The sequence below is a fragment of the Streptococcus salivarius genome, assembly GCF_009738225.1.
Taxonomy (GTDB): Bacteria; Bacillota; Bacilli; order Lactobacillales; family Streptococcaceae; genus Streptococcus.
The window spans coordinates 1,388,798-1,408,978 of the sequence record NZ_CP018187.1 but is presented as its reverse complement, the minus strand read 5'-3'; the positions used below and the strand labels follow the sequence as shown (position 1 = coordinate 1,408,978).

Here is a 20,181-nt window from a genome sequence, read left to right as displayed (position 1 = left end):
AAGCCATGATTTTAAAAAATCGACTGAAAGAGCTGAGGGCGCGTGATGGGCTCAACCAATCCGAGCTAGCTAAGCTAGCAGGGGTTTCGCGCCAGTCCATCAGTCTCTTGGAGCGAGGGGAATATACCCCTTCTGTAATTATTGCCATCACCATCGCCCAGGTTTTTAAAGAGCCTGTGGAAAATGTTTTTAGTCTTGTAGAGGAAGAGGAATGATTATGAAAAAGCAACAACAAGAACGATCTCCACGTTACCGTTTTTGGAGAAATGTAGGGATCATTACAGTTTCTGGTTTGATCGGAGGAGTCATCGGAGTTTTGACAGGCATGTTTGGATCGAAAACAAGTATTGAATTGCAAAATCTTTTTGATAAAGAGGACTTGTATGTAGGGAGTTTCATTCTTTTTCTAATCATTTTTGCGATTGTATTGTCCTTACTTTTGATGTCACGAAAATCTTATTACAAGATGAGTGAAACAGAAGATGAGGAGGCTTATATATTTGAAAGTCAGATGAAAAAATGTTACGACTTGGCTACGATTTTCAAAGGGATTCTGCTGATACCTTATATGTTTGTGATTATCTTTTATACTCAACAGTACTCTCTTGATGATAAGATGACAGGAACGTATATGCATATCTTTGGAAGCTACACCATGTTTTATATTTTTGTTAGCCTATTTGCTATGTTTGTCGTGGCTGACCAACTCTATCGTAAGACTTTTAAATTGATTTATGGTATGGAAATCCCTCGCAATGCCAATGCCAAGGAAGTGCGGGAATTTATGATGAGTAGGATGGATGAAGCTGAAAAACAGATTAGCTACGAGGAAAATTTCGAAGTGGTCGTCAAGTTAAGCAATTATATCTTGCCGAGCCTTCTCATTGCTCTCTTAATCATTGGAATTGCCTTCCAGACGGATATCCTATTGGCTTTGTTGGTCGTATCCATTCTCTATATTTATATCCTTATTTCACAATACAAGATTACCAAACGTTATTATAAAGAGTAAAGGAGTCATTCATGTTAGAAATTAGAAATTTAGAAAAAAGCTTTGGCAATAATCAGGTCCTCTTTGGAGTGGATCTGACTGCTCAACAAGGGCATATCCTTGGTTTGGTTGGGAAAAATGGGGCTGGGAAAACCACCATTTTCCACAGCATCCTGCGCTTTTTGGACTACAGCGGTGAGATCCGCCTAGATGGCAAAGCGATTACGCAAGAAACTTACAAAGAAATTGGTTATTTGCCGGAAGAGCGTAGTCTCATGCCAAAACTCACGATTTTTGAGCAGGTCCGTTATTTGGCTGCCTTAAAAGGAATGAGCACTGCCGAGGTCAAGGAAAAATTACCGACCTGGATGGAAAAACTCCAAGTAAAAGGGAAATTGACTGATAAAATCAAGAGCCTCTCAAAAGGGAACCAACAGAAGGTGCAACTGATCATCACTTTGATCCATGAGCCTAAATTGATCATTTTAGATGAACCCTTTAGTGGGCTGGATCCGGTCAACACAGAAGTGCTCAAGCAGGTCATCTTTGAAGAAAAAGAGCGTGGGGCCACCATTATCTTTTCTGACCACGTCATGACCAACGTCGAAGAGTTGTGTGATGATATCCTGATGATCCGTGATGGTTCGGTGGTCCTTTCAGGGCCTGTCCAAGAGGTCCGGAATAGCTATGGCAGGACTCGCCTCTTTGTCTCTAACGACTTTAGCAAAGAAGAGCTAGAAGCTCTGCCACACGTGACCAAGGTCAGCATGACCAAGCAAGGAACTTGGAAGTTGATCTTGGATGACGCGTCAGCGGGTCCAGAATTATTTGATCGCTTGACCAAGGGCCACTACCTTGCGACCTTTGACCACCAAGCTCCAACTATTGATGAGATCTTTAAACTTGAATCAGGAGTAGAAGTATGAAACAGATGTTTGTCGTAATGAAAGAAACCTATATCAGACAAGTGAAATCATGGAGTTTTCTCTTCATGGTCTTGGGCCCTTTCATCATTTTAGGGTTGGGCATTGGAATCGGTTATCTAACGGATTCTTCTACAGATGCGAAGAATCAGGTGGTCTTGGTGACCGAAGTGCCAGCTGTCAAAGAAGGTCTCAAAGGAACCGATCGCTTGACCTTAGACTACAAAGATGAAGCTGCAGCTAAAAAAGCCATCAAGGATGAGAAAGCAGCTGCTTACTTGACAGTCGATGAAAAAGATGGCCAGCTAGAAGCCACTTATGTGGGCGACCAAGCCATGAAAACAGAATTGAAAACCCTTGTCGCCGCAAAATTAAGCCAAGTTCAACAAGGGATTAATCTAGCGCGTGCCAATCTAAGTAAAGAGCAAGTTACAGCCTTGTCTCAACAGGTCTCTCTCAAAGAAAAAATTGATGAGAAAAAAGAAGGCTTGAAAATGGTGCAGACCATGGTTGCAGGTGGTCTAGGAATGTTGCTTTATATGATTTTGATCTTCTACTCTAGTATCACAGCCCAAGAAGTGGCCAGTGAAAAGGGAACCAAGATCATGGAAGTGGTCTTCTCTAGTATCAAAGCAACCGACTATTTCTTCGCACGCATGCTCGGACTCTTCGGAGTGATCTTTACTCATATTTTTGTCTATGTGATTGGTTTAGTAGCTGTTTGGATCTTTAGAGCAGATATCCCTGTTGTCAAGGATTTTCTCGCTCCAAACTCTCCAATTACCCAGCACCTAGCAGAGTCAATCTCGCTCAATACGGTCTTCTTCATTATCCTTGGGATCTTTATGTATGTGGTGCTCTCTGCCTTCTTAGGTTCCACAGTTGCACGACCTGAAGATTCAGGGAAAGCGATTTCGCCACTAATGATGTTAGTTATCTTTAGCTTCCTTGGGGTAACCACCTTGGGAAGTGCCGGTGATGTCTTCTTATTGAAGATTGGTTCGTACATTCCTTTCTTCTCAACCTTCTTCATGCCTTTCCGTACCATCAATGGCTATGCGACTGGTCTTGAATCTTGGGCTTCATTGGGAATTGCGGTCCTCTTTACCATCGTGGGAACAGTGCTTATTGCCCGTATCTATGCGAGTTTAATCCTCCAGACCGATGATCTCGGACCATGGAAGACCATCAAACGTGCTCTTAGCTATCGCTAATCAAACAAGCTCTCAGTTACAGCTGAGGGCTTTTTGATTTCAAATTGATTTTTGCAACCCTTTTCACTACAATAGAGATACAGAAAAGGAGGCAGAGATGAAGTATATTGATTTTGCTGAAAATGAGCGTCTGTCCACGATTGTCCTTGGGATGATGCGAATCAGTCAGATGAGTGAAGATGAGGTGGAGGCCTTGGTGGAGGCGGCCTTGTCGATTGGGATTAACACCTTTGACCTAGCGGATATCTATGGCGATGGCCAGTGTGAGGTCCTGCTGGGGAAGGTTCTCAAGCGCCGTCCGGAACTTCGGGATCAGATGTGGATCCAGTCTAAGTGTGGGATTCGCAAAGACGGTTTTACCTATTTTGATTTTTCTAAGGACTATATTTTGGACTCTGTCGATGGCATCCTCGAGCGTCTGCAGATCGAGCGCTTAGATAGTCTCCTCCTTCACCGACCGGATGCCCTCATGGAGCCGGAAGAAGTGGCGGTAGCTTTTGATCACTTGGAGCAAGTGGGCAAGGTCCGTCATTTTGGGGTGTCCAATCAAAATCCTATGATGATAGAATTGCTCAAAACGGCTATCAAACAACCACTCAAGGTCAACCAGTTGCAGTTGAGTGCCGCCTTTACACCAAGCTTTGAAGCTGGTTTTCATGTCAATATGGAAGGACCAAAAGCAGCCGTGCGAGATGGCAGTGTCTTTGAGTATTGTCGCTTAACCGATACGGTGATTCAAGCTTGGTCTGTCCTTCAGCATGGTTATTTCAAGGGGAATTTTGTTGGCAAGGAAGAGTTTGCGGCCCTCAATCACGTCCTCAATGACTTGGCGAAAAAATACCAGGTCACTCCGACAGCGATTGCCCTTGCTTGGGTTCTCCGCTATCCGGGAAAGATGCAGGCCGTCATTGGCACAACCAAACCCCAGCATGTTCTTGAAGCAGGGAAAGCAGCAACAGTGACCCTAACGCGCAAGGAATGGTACCAAATCTACCTTGCTGCAGGCAATGATTTGCCTTAGAATCTTATTAGTAGACCAGCCCTCACTTGTATTAGCGGGCTGGTCTTTTGTTTTATACTTTACGAATTTTTCTTGACAAGTCTTACTTTGTTATGGTATTCTTTATGCAACACATGTTGCGTAACAACTGTTGCGCGAAAGGAGTCTTATGCCACCCAAGGTTAAATTTAGTAAAGAGACTATGATTGGGACAGCTTTACAATTGGTGAGAGAAGAGGGCCTGGCTAGTTTGACGGCTCGAGCATTAGCCGAAAAACTGGGAGCCACACCAAGAGTCATTTTTGGGCAATTTGCTAATATGTCTGAGTTACAAGCAGAAGTTATTGTTGCTGCGGAAATGGTAGTGGTGGAGTATATAAGAAAGGCTTTAGAAGATGAGAAGCCTTTTCGATCTGTCGGGGTTGCTTATATCCTGTTCGCCTCAAAAGAGCCCAAACTCTTTCAATTGCTTTTCCAAAATCCTAGCACAGATCCGATTCGTCGCTTTCAAGATTTTCTTCCCATGAAGGATCATAGTTACCAATTGGTTCTGGAATCGATTGTAGCAGACTATCCATTGACGTTAGAGGAGGCTAGTCGCTTGTACCAGCATTTATTTATCTACTCACACGGGATGGCCTCTATGGTTGCTTCTGGCATTTATCAGTTCAGCATGGAAGAAGTGATTGGTTTATTGACAGAAGTTTGTCAATCTCTCATCAAAGAAATGGTAGGAAAGAAATGATTCAACTAGAAAATGTTCACAAAAGTTATGGCCAAACCAAGGTTTTAAAAGGGATTGACTTGCAGATTCAAGACCAGGATGATGTGGTTATCCTAGGTCCTTCTGGATCAGGAAAGTCAACCCTCTTAAACGTATTATCCGGATTAGAAAAGGTAGATGAGGGGCATATTCTCATTCAAGGGCAGGATTTGTCTCAGCTCACGGATGCTCAATTGACAGCCTTTAGACGTGAGAAGATTGCCTTTATTTTTCAGCAGTATTATTTATTACCGAATCTCACGGTTAGACAAAATGTTAAGATGGGAGCTGACCTAGCAAGCAGTCATGATTATTTGCAGATCATCGAAGATTTGGGGCTTGGTGATAAGCTGGACAAGTATCCGAGTGAATTGTCTGGTGGGGAACAGCAGAGAGTGTCTATTGCTCGGGCCTTGGCCAAAAAGCCAGAGATTCTTTTCTTAGATGAGCCGACGGGAGCCCTCGATGAAGAAACAGGGCGCAAGATTCTTGACTATATCTGGAAACTGAAGGAAAAGCTTGGCTTTACCTTGATTATGGTGACGCACAACCAAAATATTGCGGATATGGGCAGAACCATCATTCGTGTCAATAGTGGCAAGATTACCCAAGTTGTGACCAATGATCAGCCTCAGACTGCCTATGAGATTGGATGGTAAGCCATGTTTTCAGTAAAAGATATTCGAAAATTAGTTGTCGTCAGTATCATTGGGGCTTGTGCGGTATTTGTGGCCAATCTCTTCTTGAATTTTTATCTTGATATCGAGCAGTTGGAGATTTCTAAAACCAATCCCATGATTCAGACCTACTATGATGCCCAGGTTTCGCTATCTTGGATGGTGGCCATGGTCAGTGGGGTTGTCTTGTCCTTGACGTCGATCCTTCTCATGTGTTTTTATATCAAACAATTTGTCGATGACCACAAGGAACAATTAGGGATTTTAAAGGCTTTAGGCTATAGCAATGGCCAGTTGGCGAAACGATTTTGGGCTTTTGGACTCAGTTTTGGAGTTGGGGCTCTTCTTGGCTATTTCGCTTCTTTTCTTATGATGGGACATTTTTATGACTTTCGAAATGAAAAGGGAATTCTGCCAGAAATTACCATTCATTTTCACTGGCAGCTCTTGCTTGCTTTGGTGATGCTGCCAACGACTTTCTTTATGGTCCTTGCTATTGGCTATGCTAGAAGACAACTACAAACGCCGGCCCTTCGCTTATTGAAAAAATCTCCAACACCGATTAAGGTCAAAAGGAGAAAGAGGGCCCCCAAGAAAGAGAAATCCTTCCTAAAAGAGCTGTCCTCGTCGCTGATTTGGGGAAGAAAATCGATCCTGTTTTTTGTGGTCTTTGGTTCCATGTGTTTTGCGGCCATGATTCAATTGTCCTTTGGCCTAAGGGATTACACAGATGATATCATCCAAACCATGATGATCATGATTGGCTTGATCTTGTCTTTTTCCATTCTCTTTTTGTCATTGGGGATTGTCGTTTCAGAAAGTCGCGAAACCTTAGCCTTGATGAAGGCTTTTGGCTACACCGATTGTGAATGCCAAAGTCATATTCTCGCTCCTTATCGTTTCTGGGCTTATCTAGGATTTGCCCTTGGGACGGCTTATCAATACGGCATCATGGAAATTTTGATTGGTGTGATCAAAGACACCGTTCCTGAAAAGATTGAGCATAACTTTGATTGGAACGTTTGCTTCTGGACCCTGCTCGGTTTTGCTGTGGTTTATGAAAGCCTCTTTTATCTATCCAACAGAAAACTCCAAAAACAAACCATCAAAGAAGTACTCTTAGCAGAATGATTTCGTTATAATCAATCATAAAGAGTCTATTATTCTAAGGATTAAAAGATAATATTATGAAAACGCTAGATAAGAGACTAAATTCACTATCACAAGATTGTGACCAATCACAATCTTGTGATAGTTTACATGTTTTTAACATTGCCCCAAAATTCTTGAATTCTCTATTGTAAAAGTGTAAGATAGACACTGTTTTAATTCTAGTGCATTAAAACATGCCTTGTACTATTTTTTAAGATGTACAAAGAAAAAATTTATAAAAGAGGAGTCTCGAATGTCTGATAAACAAATGAAAACCCTTGGTTGGGTAGCAACCTTTATGTCAGTGATGATGTACGTATCTTACGTACCACAAATCATGGACAATCTGTCTGGTCATAAAGGAAACTTTATCCAACCTTTGGTAGCGGCTATCAACTGTAGCCTTTGGGTTTACTATGGTCTCTTTAAAAAAGAACGTGACCTTCCCCTTGCTGCTGCAAATGCGCCAGGTATCGTCTTTGGTTTAATTACAGCATTGACAGCTTTGTTCTAAAATAAAGCGAAATTTCTTTCTATACTATTTTTCTTAACGCAGAAAACGAGAGCAGAACTAGCGACAGTCAGAGATTGTCGTTCTAGTTTTACTCTCGTTTTATTTTTAGTTATTAAGAAGAACTTTGATAGCATCTTCCATTTTTAGTGGATCAGTTTTGGAAGAAAAGCGTTCGACAACTTGTCCTTCACGGTTAATCAGAAACTTTGCAAAGTTCCACTCAATTCTAGCCCCAAGGGGTCCGGATTTTTCTTTTTTAAGCCAATCAAAAAGTGGCTCTGCTTCCTTACCATTGACCTTGATTTTGGCAAAACGAGGGAAGGTCGTATGGTAATTGAGGGTGCAAAAGCTATTGATTTCTTCAGCACTACCAGGTGCCTGTCCCATAAACTGATTACAAGGAAAATCAAGAATCTCGAATCCTTGGTCTTTGTATTTGTCATAAAGTTCCTGCAAGCCCTGATATTGTGGCGTCAAACCACATCCTGTTGCTGTATTGACGATTAAGACGACCTTGCCCTTATAGTCCTGGAGAGACACGGGTCGGTCAGCTTGATCTGAAACTGTAAAATCGTATAAGGATGTCATAGAAAATCTCCTTTTATTTGTTTGAGACTATTATAGCAAAGTTAGTCAGAGAAGTGATTCTCCAGGAAGACTAGAGACTAAATTATGTTTGTGATAGTAATTCTCTATCTTGGTGTTAAGAATTACTTATAGCTGATGGTAATAATACTATGTAGGTATATATGCTTAAAAGAAGTAACAATAGGATTTAACGTAATTTAGATTACTATATCATAAATTTTATTTATGGCTAGGGATAACATTTCTTTATTTTTCGGATGTTATAATCTCTGATAAGATAATGTCATTCAGTTTTGAAGCAACCAATGATAATAAGAGATTATAGTATTTTAGGTGAATTCATTGAGTTGTTGATTTTAGGATAAAAGAAAAGGAGTTTCTTATGTCAGAAAAAAGAGAGTTAGTTTTGAAAGCATTTCGTGGAGAAAGTGTTGATCGTGTCCCAGTAGGATTTTGGCATCATTTTACTACTGAAGACGAGTGGTTACATGGTTTTGAAAATCCAGAAATTATTGATAAAAATAAAGCTGGTCATAAAAAATTTATTGAAGAAGTCAAACCTGATTTTGTTAAATTGATGAGTGATGGTTTCTTCGCATACCCACAACCTGCTTTTAAAGATTTTAAGTCAATCAGTGATTTGCAAACGATTGAACCTTTAGGTGCAAATCATCCTTGGATTTCTGCACAAGTCGAACTTGTAAAAAGTCTGATTGCTGATTTTCCTGAAGATATTGTTGCAATTTACAATATCTTCGCTCCGGTTACTTATTTAAAATGGTTAGTTGGAAAAGTTTCAGGTGGCGATGATCTTATCGCAGATTACATTGTGGAAAACCGAAAAGCTTTGAAGCATGTTTTAGATGTTATTGGCGAAGACATTGCGAGTCTTAGTCAGAGGGTGATTGAAGAAGCAGGTGCTGATGGTATTTACCTAAGTGTTCAAAGTATTCAAGATGAGCGAGTTAGCACTGAAATTTATAAAGAAATTATTGCTCCAAGTGAATTAAAGGTTTTAGAAGCAGCTAATGGAGCCAAAGGACATAATATTCTACATATTTGCGGTTACGAAGGAGCCCGTAATAACATCGAACTCTTTAAAGATTATCCTGCTCAGGTAGTTAATTGGGCGGTCGGTCCTGAAGGAATTAGTTTGGCAAAAGGTCTTAACATTTTTAGAGGTCGCACAGTTCTTGGAGGATTTGAAAATGGAAAAGACGGTCTTCTATATACTGGAACTAAAAAAGCTATTCAAGAAAAGGTTAGGGAGATTATTGCTGATACTGGAACCCAAGGGTTAATCATTGGTGCTGATTGCACGATTCCAAGTGATATTAACCATGAGCGTATTGAATGGGTACGTGAAGCAGCAATTTTGTAAGAAAAAGGAGAGATTAATATGAGTAAAAAGACATGGATTATTGGTGGAGCAGTTGTTGTAGCACTTATTGGGGCTACAGTTATTGGACGTAGCTTAACAGGAGATAAAAAAGCAAAATCAGATTCTGGAAAGGTAACAACATTAAAAGTTGCCCATACTCAAAACTATGTTCCTTATGATTTTGTTGATAAGGATGGTAATTCTGATGGCTATGAGGTAGCTGTATTAAAGGAAATTGATAAAAAGCTTCCACAGTACAAATTTGAATATACTGGAACAAGTGATGATGATCTTTTGATTGGTTTAGAGTCAGGTAAATATGACATTGGTACGAAGGGCGCGTGGTACACAGATGAACGTGCTAAAAAGTTTATTATTCCTAAAGATCCAATTGGAGCAAGTATTATTGGATTTACCATTCGTAAGGATGATAAAGATAAATATAAAAATATCTCTGATTTTGCAAAACAAAATGGTCGCTTGGTGCCAATCTCACCACAAAATGCTCAGTGGAATGTTATCAAAGACTACAACGATGAGCATAAAGATCAACCAATTGAGTTAACATCTGCGGAATCTTTCCAAGTTTCAGATGCCTATGCATGGGTTTTGGAAAATCGTTATGATGCTTACTTTGATATTAAATTATCTTTTGAAAAGGCTGTAACTGATAAAGACGGTGCGTATCATCAATATGCAGATAAATTGACTTGGTTCCCTTATAAAGGAATTCCAACATATCCACTTTTGCATCGTGATAGTAAGAATGAAGAGTTTTCAAAAGAATATACTAAGGCAATTAAGGAACTAAAAGAAGACGGTACACTTGAAAAGTTATCTAAAAAATACTTTGGTGAGGATGTCTTCTCATACGTAGACAAATAAGTAAATTGTAACGTCGTAAAAGTAGGATGTTTTGATAAGCTTCTGAAGTGAGTTTAGTTAGGAGAAATTATGGTCAATTATGACATTTCAAAAGTTTTTGGAGCATTACCTGAAATCATAAAGGGCTTACCGATGACATTATTGGTTATCTTATTAACGACTTTACTTGGGTCGTTATTAGGAGGATTAATTGCTTGGGCAAGCCTTTCTAAGGATAAAGCTTTAGAGAATTTAGCTAAGGGATATGTTTTTATCTTACGCTGTACCCCACCTATTGTGCTATTATTCTTGGTATTTTACGGAGTTCCAGAATTTCTTAATTGGTGGTTAGGATTGGATATAAATGATTGGTCTAAATTGATATTTGTTCTTGTGACTATGGTTCTCCTATTTTCAGCAATGATATCAGAAGTATTTAAAGCAGCTTATCAAGCAATCCCTAAAGGACAATTAGAAGCTGGGCTTAGTATTGGGCTTACTTCTGAACAAACCTTTGTAAGAATTATTGCCCCTCAAGCATTTAAGGTTGCTTTACCAAATATTACAACAGCTATACTTAACCTTATGCGCGATGCAGCTTTGGCTTATACGATTGGTTTTATTGATGTAATGGGCAAAGGGAACCTTTTGATTAGTCGCCATTTAGGAAATTATTCTTTGGAGACTTATACAGCTGTTGCCTTTGTTTATTGGGGAATAGCATTAATTCTATCGTTGATTTCTAGGATAGCAGAGCAACAATTGAGTGTAAAAGAGAGGTAAAAAATGAATATTACTTTTATAATAGATACCTTTATCAAGGCTTTATATGGTGTTCCGGTAACACTGGGGATCATGGTTGTGGCTATTCTATTGAGTTTTCTACCTGCTTTATTTCTCGCTTTGGGTCAAATTTATAAGGTACGAGGTGTTAAGACTTTTTCAATTGTTTATCTTGCGTTTATTCGTGCAACACCTCCAATTCTGTTAATTTTATTTTTTTATAGTTTGTTCCCTAGTTTGTTAAATCAATTTTTTAAAGGAATTGGGAGTCACATAGATGTCTTCAAAGTTAATCCGCTTTACTATGCTTTTATTATCTATAGCTTGATGACGACAGGAAGTTTATCGGAAATCATTCGATCAGCATTACAAACTGTTGATAAAGGTCAACTAGAAGCTGCACAAGCCATAGGTTTAACAACAAGACAAGCTTATCTGAGAATCGTTTTTCCTCAGGCACTTAAGTCTGCTCTTCCCAATTTGTGTAACTTAGTTATCAATATTGTGAAAGGAACGTCACTTGTCTTTGTTATGACGATAAAAGATATTACCGCAATTGCACGAGTTGAAGCAGCATATGGATATCAATATTTTGAATCTTATTTTGTCATCTTCATTTTATATTTAATCATTTGTGGTATTATTCAAGTTCTCTTTAACCTTGGAGAAAGAAAATTGCAATTTACATAGAGGGAGTCACTATGCTAGAAGCTAAACATATATCAAAAACATTTGGAGATCGTCAGGTTCTTGTTGATGTTAATCTACAAGTGAAACAGGGAGACGTGGTTGTCATCTTGGGACCATCAGGTTCAGGAAAAACAACTTTCTTACGTTGCCTTAATCACTTGGAGAAAGCAGATGGAGGTCAATTAACAATTTCGGGTAAGGACTACTCTTTGGATAAGTTATCAAAGAAAGATATTTTAGATATCCGAAAGAAGACAGCTTTTGTATTCCAACACTACAATTTATTTGCAAACAAGACTGCCATCGAGAATATCTTGGAAGGTTTAGTGATTGCTAGGAAAGTTCCTAAAAGTGAAGCGCAACAGATTGCTGAAGAAGCACTTAAAAAAGTTGGTCTTCTGGATTTTAAAGATTACTACCCATCACAACTTTCAGGTGGACAACAACAACGTATTGGTTTAGCCAGGGCTATAGCAGTTAAGCCGGAGGTTATCTTATTAGATGAACCAACATCAGCCCTTGATCCAGAACTAGTTGGGGATGTTCTGGATGTTATGAAACAACTTGCTCATGAAGGAACAACAATGGTAGTTGTGACTCATGAAATGGGGTTTGCACGAGATGTAGCTAATCATGTCGTTTTCATGGATGGTGGTCATGTCATCGAAGAGGGGAGTCCAAAAGACATTTTTTACAGACCAAAAGAAAAACGTACACAACAATTTTTGGCACGTATTCTTTCTGATGCTAGTTATGATTTGGAATATATGATTTAAAAAATCTGCTGTTTTAATTAAGAATGAAAAAAACAAAGACGAGTTTAGTTTGTCTTTGTTTTTTTTTTTGCTTATAAGTAGTCTACTGCAAGAATAGGAGTGTTCTTTTTAGCCGGTACACGTGTTTTCACACCATTATTCCCTTTAGGGAGACGTAATTTTGTAGTTCCTTGGTTTGAAGAATTTGTTTGGTGTTTGTAGTTAACAGGGATACGCGTTTTCACACCGTTATTGCCTTTAGGAAGACGAAGTTTTTTAGCACTTGTTGGTGTAACAGGTGTTACAGGTTTTTCAGCTGTTCCTTCAGTAACTTCCTTGTAAATATAAGTGATTGTCACAGTATTTGAAATACGAATTTTGTGTGACTTAATTTCTTGATCATCAGTTGATTGTAGCTTATATGTTTTACCATTAGCTTGGATCGTTTCAGGCGCAGTCGGGAAATAGGCATAGTAAGCTAAATCAATATCGCGTCTAACCATGTTGACTTTGATTGGAGCAATTTCCTGTCCCTTCTCATCGACAAAACGGGCTTGTTGTGCGACAGTTGGAGCAAGGTCAACATCATCATAGAAGTAGGTAACATCAATCATAGGACTTGAAGCAATTCCTTTTTTAGGAGCGCCGTAATTACTCTTATTGTTAAGCACTATGTCGTCGTATTTAGCGAAATACCATGTTTTTCCGTTTTCATCTGTTACTGTTGCTGGCGCAAAAGCAGATGTGTCGTATTCAGTGAATGCAGGTACTTTAATCGTTGTGTAAAGCACATCTTTTTGAGAGCTAAATTGTGAATAACTTGCTTCAGTTGTACGACGAATATGATGAATACGAACTTCTGACACACGTTCATCAACCGTTGGTGTGTTTACAACTGGACTTGGTTCTTCAAGATTTACAGGGCTTGTATTTTCAATTGTTGGTGCAGGTGCAGTTACTTCCTCACTAAGGATAGCAGTGCTCGCTGAGCTAACCTCAGTTGCAGGATTAGTAGTAGTTGTTGTGCTTACTGATTCGTTAGCTAGATTAACATCAACGGCTGAAGCAGGGATGTTTTCAACAACTAGGTTTTCAAAAGAAGTGTTATCAAGAGCCTCTGTAGCGGGAAGACTTACTGGCAATTCTTGTTCATCTGCAAGTGCAGAAGATGATAGACCAAGTGCTAAAATTGCAGCACTAAGACCAATAGTAGCATGTAATTTCTTATTCATGTTCATTAATTCCTCCTTGATATATGATGATTATAACAGAGGTGATTATAAAAGTCAAAAAATTAAAAATATGTAAATTGAAAAAATTTGTTTGATACTTAAAATGATTTAAAACATGATAGTAATAGTACATTACGAGTGTTAATGTAAAATTTCATTCAAAAATTAGGGCTTTTTATGATTTTCTAGAGGATTCATAAAAGTGATTTATGTTTAATAAAAAACTTATATTTCAAAAACTTTAATCAATAATATATGAACATTTATTGTCATATCCCTGATAATTGTAGCAGTTCTCTATTCTCTAGTTACTCTGGTCTTGACGAACCTTATCCACTATACCATGTTGAATATTGATCATGAAACTGGCTTTGGAAGTGAGAAACGCTACCTTAATTTCAGATATCCTTTGTTATACCCAATCGCTAAGAAGAAAATAGAGAAGTACAAGTCTAAGCGGTATGCATAAAAAACAGCCGTACATTTATTTTGTACGACTGACTTTAAAAAACAGACACTATCATTCTCACAGGTGGTTTTGACTCTCCTAGATGTAGTATTCCTAAATTAGACGTTATTGAGGTAAAGAAATACAACTAATGCTAGTGGACGTAGTGGCCAACACCATTTTCATCAAAGTGATAGCTAACCGTAAATTGTCTCATTATAGCTAAAAATTTAAACATAACAGTTTGATTTTTAACCATGGCTCCATCATCGCCATAGAAGTAGCTTTGACCGCCAAAATCAACCATTTTATTCAGGATGGCACGCCCATCTTGTTGGAAATTGTAATCTTTACCATTAATAGTTTGACGCCCAGTTATTGCTTTGCCATCTTTGTCAAAGTAGTATCTAGCGACTCTAGAAGCCCCTCCGTCGCCACTACCGCTTCCAGGAGCTGCGGGCATTCCAAAATGGATAACTTTTTCATAATCTTCTTCTGGAACATATTCTCCGAGTAATAATGTGACGAAACGATTTGTCATCATTTCTCCCGTGAGTTTATCGTAATAATGGATGTGTCCATCAATCTTACGTAATTGACCTTTTACTTGTTTGCCATCTTTATCAAAATAAAGAGAGATACCATCAACCACTTGAGGACCTGTTAAAAATGTCCCATCATTAGTGACATAATAACTATTTCCTAGAGCATCTTTAACAAATGTTTGACGCTTCTCAGTGCTACGAGTTACGATTCCTTCTTGGTCAATAGTTACTAAGATGTCGCCATCTTGATAAGTTTGATTGCGAATAAGTTGACCAGCAGAATCTTGATTATCTTTCTCAGTGAAATGATAGAATTTATTATCAATTTCTTTCCAACCGTAAGTGACTTTTCCACCTGCTTCAGGATCTAGATAATAACGATTATTGTCTTTGTTAAGCCATCCTACTTGAACCTTTCCTTCACCGTTTACATAGTAGGTACCAGTAATTGTTTTATCATCTTGATTATCAGAGTATGTGTTTACAAACTGATTGTAAATTAAATGATAGTTTTGGAGGAAGTAGTCGCCATCTTTTTCATGGATAATGCCATCGAGTGCCCAACCCTTCTCGTTGAAGTAGTAGGTTTGTCCATCTATCGTGTGGAATCCTTTTATAGCCTTTCCATCTGGGCCAAAATAGTAAGTGATATTGACGTACTCATCTATGTCAATATCAGTACCATAAACATTTACGGTTTTCTTCACTCTGGTAGGAATGACAGAAAGCTGATTTGTACGCATTGCTCCATTATCCTTTTCGAAGAAATAAGTGTCTGTACCTATAGTTGTTATTTTTCCTTTCGCTTGGATTCCGTTATCATCAAAATAAACATTTACACCATCTATATTATGAAGTCCAATAAGTTTGTGTCCAAAACCATCGTAATAGGACCAATCATTTCCATTTTCAGAAATGTATTGGTTACGATATGGAGGGAGTTCTTTAACAATACCGTTTTCATCAGCTTCATAAGACTTACCATCAAGCTCGAAGATGGCATTCTTAACCTCTCTACCATTATCCTTATCGAAATAATGTGTTCCTGTATGGTTCCCCCAAATTGATATTAGTTGACCTTTAGCTTGTTTTCCATCAGAATGAAAATAAAGAGAGTAGCCATCGATGATTTGACTGAAGGTAACCATATGTCCATCTTTATCAAAGTAATACCAAAAACCTTCATTATCAGAAATAAAACGATTTTTTACTGCAGCGCCAGATTCATCAAAATAGAATGTACCTCCATGGACATAAATCTTTTTGTCCTTAACCTTTCTTCCGTTGTATGGATCAAAATAGTAAGTCTGTTCTCCGATATTAACTAGCGAACCTTTAATTTGATATCCTCTATCATCAAAATAGAGATCAAAGTTATCAATAGTTTGCGCTCCTTTTACAGCCTTACCATCAGCTCCGAGATAGTACCATCCATAGCCACCATCAGTAACAAATTGGTTCGTTAACTTTCTACCAGAATCTTTGTCAAAGTAGTATGTTTCATTATCCACAGTTACAAAGTTACCCTTTGCTTGGATACCATCCTGGTCAAAGTAAAGAGGAACACCATCCACTGTTTGAAAGCCAGTTAACTTTTGATTATCTTTAATATAGTACCAATTACCATATTCATCAGTTATGAAGTTGCCTCCTGTAATTGAGTTATCTTCTTGTGTTTCAATACTTGAAGCTTCAGAAACATTAGTAGCTCCTTCCAAAGATGCTTCACTTGAAGATGGTACGGTACTATCTTCAGGAAGCGATACTTTCGAGTTGTTGTCGACTGTATAAGTATCGGTTGTCGTAGAATGATTTGTTGATGTTTCAAGAGACGATTCGGACTGGCTAGTAGTCTTTTCATCAATGAAAGTATTCGATGTGTTGATAGCTGATTCTTCAAAAACTATGGAATTTTCTATTGTTTGATTAGTAAGAGGTAATTCCGATTGCTCAGCATAAGCGATATTTCCGGTAGAAGCGATGATTCCAAGTGTTAAGCTTGAAATAGCAATGGTAATCCAATGTTTCTTCACTTTGTGAAGCTTGAAATGAGTTTTGTGTTCCATAATTCTATCCTCCGTTTCTCACTTTTCACCTTAATTTTAACATTTGATTTTTATATATTCAAATATTTCTATAATAATTTTTTAATTATTCGGAAGCTGTTATATTGTGAAAAAAATAGTAAAAGTATTGCAAATTTTATCAATTAATTCTTGAAAAACTCAAGTATAAATTACAATTTTTCAGTTTTTATGGAAGAAAGTTCGAAAAATTTAATTTTAAAAGAACCCACAAAAAAACCAAGACTTTCGTCTCGGTTTCAGGTTTCATCTCATCTTAAGACACCACATGTCCATCTTTATCGAAGGTATAGAGTTTACCGTCGATGAGGACAGAGCGGTTAGTGTATCTTTCACCTGTTTTAGGGTCGAAATAGTAGGTGTAATTATCAACTGTGACAAAGCGTCCTAGGACTTGTTTGCCTTCAGCGTCGAAGTAGAGGACCTTGCCATCAACTTCTTGGAAGCCAGTCACTTTCTCACCTTTATCATTGTAATAATAGTTGTCGCCCTTATCGTAGACGATACGATTGCGGTAGGCAGGTTCACCCTTGCGGTCAGCAACCACGCCATTGTCATCAGCGTTATAGGCTCTATCTCCGATGACAAAACGTCCTGTTTCAAGGTTTCCGCTAGCTCGGAAGTAGTAGTCCTTGCCGTTGATGGTTTGCCAACCTGTCAGAGCAGCTCCGTCATTGCCATAGTAGCGTGTTGGGTAGTATGGAAAACGTGGAGAACCTTCGTAATTATATGATTTTGAAAAGGCGTTGCGTGTCATGATACCAGTCAGTTGGTCAAATTGGTAAATATTATTGTTGATTGCGACCTCAGTACCTTTAGCTTGGTGGCCATCGTCATAGAAATAGTAACTAACGCCATCAAAGGTCTTCAAACCAGTGACTTTTTGGCCATTTTCATAGAGATAACTTGTACCGTTACGATCCGTCTTCAATTGGTCAAAGTGGATGGCTTTTTCTTTTGTCTCGTCAATACCCTTGGCATCAAAATTAAAGGTTACACCACGATATGTAAGGGCCTTGTTAGTTGTTGCAATGGCAACGTTTGTGGTTACTTTTTGGCCATTTGGTGCTGTGAAGGTCATTGGTGTAGAGTCGAAATGGTAGAGGTGTCCGTTAAGAATGTCCCATTCGTCAAAAGTTGACCATTGTGATTGGCGAACGCTACTATATTTTGATCCAAGAATCTTGCCATCATACTGATAAGGACCTTCTTTGATATTACCGTCGGTATCTGTGACATAGACACCTTCAAGGTCATAAGCATTTTCACCAGTACGCTTAAACTCAGGATAGAGACCATTTGTCAAGAGTTTCCCATCTGGGCTAAAGAGTTGAGAGTTGATAACTCCTGTGTAGAGGTTTCCTTTAGGGGTGTCGTCATCAGAATAGTCGCTAGCGTAGTAACGGTTACCGTTGACTTCTAACCAGCCTGTCTTGAAGGCACCATCATTGCCAGCGTAGTAGATGTTTTCAGAGAAGTCACCGTAACGACCAGTAGATTTATCATGGTAGAAGGCATTGCGAAGGATAGCACCAGTATCTTTGTTGGCGACGTAGTAGTTATCACCTAGGTTGAAAATACCTCCTCGAACTTGTTGGCCCTTATCGTTAAAGTAGTAGAGGTCCTTGTTAATGGTTTGGAAACCAGTGACCTTTTTACCATTATCATCATAGTAGTACCATTCTTGATCAGTACCTTTAACAAATTGGTTTCGATTTGTTGTTTGGTCAGCTTTAGTCGTCGCCACACCATTATTGTCAAAATTATAGACCGTACCGTTTAAGGTAAGTGAACGATTAACCCACTTGTCACCTGTATTTGGGTCGAAATAGTAGGTTTTGCCGTCAACGGTAACCAGTTGTCCCTTGGCTTGGACACCATATTCGTGGAAATATAGGTTCTGTCCGTTAATGGTTTGGAAACCAGATACGGCTTTACCATCAGCTCCGAAGTAGTACCAAGAGTTATCTCTATTAACGAATTGGTTAGTTACGGGATTTCCATTGTCTTTATCGAAATAATAGATATCGTTATAGTAGTAAAGGAAGTCTCCTTTGATTTGTTGACCATTGTCATTGAAGTAGTGAAGGCTACCGTCTACCGTTTGAAAACCGTGAAGTGCTTTACCATCTTTACCAAAGTAATACCAATTACCCTTGTCGTCAGAAATATAACGATTGGTTACCATGATACCAGTCTTAGGATCAAAGTAATACTGTTGACCGTTTAGGTTTTGAACACTTGTCTTGTAGTCAGCTTGGCTACGATCTAGGAATTCGGTTTGGAAACCAAATGGGGCTGAGAAGCCTTTAGTTGCCTTGAAGTCACTCATGTAATACCAATTCCCAGCTTTATCCGAAACAAAGACAAAATTAGGTTGATAGCCAGTAGCATCAAAATAGTAGGTGTTGCCATTTTCAGTGACAAAATCATCTTTAACCATCTTGCCATCTTTGTCGAAGTAGTAATAGCCTGAGTATTTGTGATTAGCACCATCAACGTAGTAGAGACCTGTCACACGACGTCCATTGTCTTTATCGAAATAGTAGCTATCACCATTAATAGTAACGATTTCGTTTTTAGCTTGTCGACCGTCTTCGTGGAAGTAGAGGTTAAATGTATCAATGGTCTGAGCACCAGTGACGGGTTTGCCATCTTTGCCGAGGTAATACCAGTTGTGGTTATTATCTTCGATAAACTGGTTGCGTTTGTTCGTTTCAGGGAGAACTGCTGTCAAACGACCTTGGGCATCAGCATTGTAGGCTTGACCATCGATGTTGATAGAGGTATTGGTTACCTTACGTCCATTGGCTTTGTCATAGTAGAAAGATTGTCCATTTTCAGTGATAATCTCACCTTTGGCTTGCTTTCCATCCTCGTGGAAATAAAGGTCGAAATGGTCAACGTTTTGGGCACCTGTCAGATTTTTCCCGTCTTTAAGGTAGTACCAGTTGCCTTCAGCATCACTCTTGAATTGACCGCCAGAAACGACAGTAGTTTCAACAGATTCTGGTGCTTGACTGTTTACTTCAGTGACTGTGCTAGCTGTTTCTGAAGTAGAAGTTCTCGTTTCGCCACTAGCCAAATTGTAAGTGCTACTTGCTTGATCTTCTTTAAGGACTGGCTGCTTTTCCGTTGTAACAGTAGCAGTTGTATCAGCTGCATTATTAGTTGCGACTAGATCAGCTTTTGTCGTATCTACAGTTGTTTCTGTGACGACAAAATCAGGATCTTGGCTGACGCTCTCAGGTGTGCTTGCTGAGGTGACTTGATTCGCAGCTTCTTCGTCGGCAGAGACACCAACTCCAATCAATGAGGCACCAAGTGCCAAACCAGATACGGCAATGGTAACCCATTGTTTTTTCACTTTATGAAGTTTAAAATGAACTTTATTTTCCATAAAAGTTCCCCTTTTCCTTTTTAATGACCCCATTCTAACATCTTTCATTAGAAGAATCAAACGCATTCATAAGATTTTCATGTTTTTTTCTAAAAATTGAAAATTCTTTCTAGGTAAGGATTTGAGAAACAAAAAAGAATGATAAATGACCACTTTAGCAAGCTCCTTTTAATCGAG

General features: G+C 38.8%; 18 protein-coding genes. 14 read left to right on the top strand and 4 right to left on the bottom strand.

The genetic code is table 11. The features are described from left to right. Window positions 1-5 precede the first annotated feature (5 nt). The 9 genes from BSR19_RS06875 to BSR19_RS06835 all read left to right on the top strand — a co-directional run bounded on the left by BSR19_RS06875 (window position 6) and on the right by BSR19_RS06835 (window position 7,234). On the top strand, window positions 6-215 hold the full coding sequence (locus BSR19_RS06875) for a helix-turn-helix transcriptional regulator (RefSeq protein ID WP_021143931.1): 210 nt from the start codon (window positions 6-8) through the stop codon (window positions 213-215). Then, window positions 212-1,012: a DUF3169 family protein gene (locus BSR19_RS06870; RefSeq protein WP_197092239.1), complete on the top strand. Its 801-nt coding sequence runs from the start codon at window positions 212-214 to the stop codon at window positions 1,010-1,012. The genes BSR19_RS06875 and BSR19_RS06870 overlap by 4 nt, the downstream gene beginning before the upstream one ends. An 11-nt stretch (window positions 1,013-1,023) precedes the next feature. Next, entirely contained in the window at window positions 1,024-1,917 is an 894-nt protein-coding gene (locus BSR19_RS06865; protein WP_156246868.1) for an ABC transporter ATP-binding protein, read from the top strand. Beyond that, the gene (locus tag BSR19_RS06860) at window positions 1,914-3,128 is read left to right on the top strand and encodes an ABC transporter permease (protein WP_156246867.1); all 1,215 of its coding nucleotides are present in this window, start codon (window positions 1,914-1,916) and stop codon (window positions 3,126-3,128) included. Before BSR19_RS06865 ends, BSR19_RS06860 begins: the two co-directional genes overlap by 4 nt. A gap of 97 nt (window positions 3,129-3,225) precedes the next feature. Further along, window positions 3,226-4,149 (top strand): aldo/keto reductase, encoded by a 924-nt coding sequence (locus BSR19_RS06855; RefSeq protein WP_156246866.1) that lies wholly within the window; start codon window positions 3,226-3,228, stop codon window positions 4,147-4,149. Window positions 4,150-4,297: 148 nt separating this feature from the next. After that, window positions 4,298-4,873 carry a TetR/AcrR family transcriptional regulator gene (locus BSR19_RS06850; protein WP_156246865.1) on the top strand — a complete coding sequence of 192 codons (576 nt, stop codon included), beginning with the start codon at window positions 4,298-4,300 and terminating at the stop codon, window positions 4,871-4,873. Then, entirely contained in the window at window positions 4,870-5,550 is a 681-nt protein-coding gene (locus tag BSR19_RS06845) for an ABC transporter ATP-binding protein (protein ID WP_156246864.1), read from the top strand. Before BSR19_RS06850 ends, BSR19_RS06845 begins: the two co-directional genes overlap by 4 nt. A gap of 3 nt (window positions 5,551-5,553) precedes the next feature. Further along, window positions 5,554-6,699, top strand: coding sequence for an FtsX-like permease family protein (locus BSR19_RS06840; RefSeq protein WP_156246863.1), 1,146 nt, complete (start codon window positions 5,554-5,556; stop codon window positions 6,697-6,699). 274 nt (window positions 6,700-6,973) lie between these two features. Further along, the gene (locus BSR19_RS06835) at window positions 6,974-7,234 is read left to right on the top strand and encodes a SemiSWEET family transporter (protein WP_008534978.1); all 261 of its coding nucleotides are present in this window, start codon (window positions 6,974-6,976) and stop codon (window positions 7,232-7,234) included. Between the two features lie 105 nt (window positions 7,235-7,339). Here BSR19_RS06835 and BSR19_RS06830 read toward each other — a convergent pair whose 3' ends face one another. Next, a complete protein-coding gene (locus tag BSR19_RS06830) occupies window positions 7,340-7,822 on the bottom strand; it encodes a glutathione peroxidase (RefSeq protein ID WP_156246862.1) in 483 nt (160 codons plus the stop codon). 382 nt (window positions 7,823-8,204) lie between these two features. On the opposite strand from BSR19_RS06830, the gene BSR19_RS06825 reads away from it, so the two are divergent. From BSR19_RS06825 to BSR19_RS06805, 5 genes are all read left to right on the top strand, one after another. Beyond that, on the top strand, window positions 8,205-9,203 hold the full coding sequence (locus tag BSR19_RS06825; RefSeq protein ID WP_156246861.1) for a uroporphyrinogen decarboxylase family protein: 999 nt from the start codon (window positions 8,205-8,207) through the stop codon (window positions 9,201-9,203). Between the two features lie 18 nt (window positions 9,204-9,221). Beyond that, window positions 9,222-10,088 carry a transporter substrate-binding domain-containing protein gene (locus BSR19_RS06820; protein WP_004182285.1) on the top strand — a complete coding sequence of 289 codons (867 nt, stop codon included), beginning with the start codon at window positions 9,222-9,224 and terminating at the stop codon, window positions 10,086-10,088. Between the two features lie 69 nt (window positions 10,089-10,157). Continuing rightward, the gene (locus BSR19_RS06815; RefSeq protein WP_048790057.1) at window positions 10,158-10,850 is read left to right on the top strand and encodes an amino acid ABC transporter permease; all 693 of its coding nucleotides are present in this window, start codon (window positions 10,158-10,160) and stop codon (window positions 10,848-10,850) included. 3 nt (window positions 10,851-10,853) lie between these two features. Continuing rightward, window positions 10,854-11,540 carry an amino acid ABC transporter permease gene (locus tag BSR19_RS06810; protein WP_151404834.1) on the top strand — a complete coding sequence of 229 codons (687 nt, stop codon included), beginning with the start codon at window positions 10,854-10,856 and terminating at the stop codon, window positions 11,538-11,540. An 11-nt stretch (window positions 11,541-11,551) separates the two neighbouring features. After that, a complete protein-coding gene (locus BSR19_RS06805; RefSeq protein ID WP_002885262.1) occupies window positions 11,552-12,316 on the top strand; it encodes an amino acid ABC transporter ATP-binding protein in 765 nt (254 codons plus the stop codon). 71 nt (window positions 12,317-12,387) lie between these two features. Here BSR19_RS06805 and BSR19_RS11475 read toward each other — a convergent pair whose 3' ends face one another. From BSR19_RS11475 to BSR19_RS06790, 3 genes are all read right to left on the bottom strand, one after another. Beyond that, window positions 12,388-13,533 carry a hypothetical protein gene (locus tag BSR19_RS11475; protein WP_197092238.1) on the bottom strand — a complete coding sequence of 382 codons (1,146 nt, stop codon included), beginning with the start codon at window positions 13,531-13,533 and terminating at the stop codon, window positions 12,388-12,390. Window positions 13,534-14,129: 596 nt separating this feature from the next. Further along, entirely contained in the window at window positions 14,130-16,586 is a 2,457-nt protein-coding gene (locus BSR19_RS06795; protein WP_004182290.1) for a KxYKxGKxW signal peptide domain-containing protein, read from the bottom strand. A gap of 274 nt (window positions 16,587-16,860) precedes the next feature. Next, a complete protein-coding gene (locus BSR19_RS06790) occupies window positions 16,861-20,004 on the bottom strand; it encodes a KxYKxGKxW signal peptide domain-containing protein (RefSeq protein WP_156246860.1) in 3,144 nt (1,047 codons plus the stop codon). Between the last annotated feature and the right edge of the window lie 177 nt (window positions 20,005-20,181).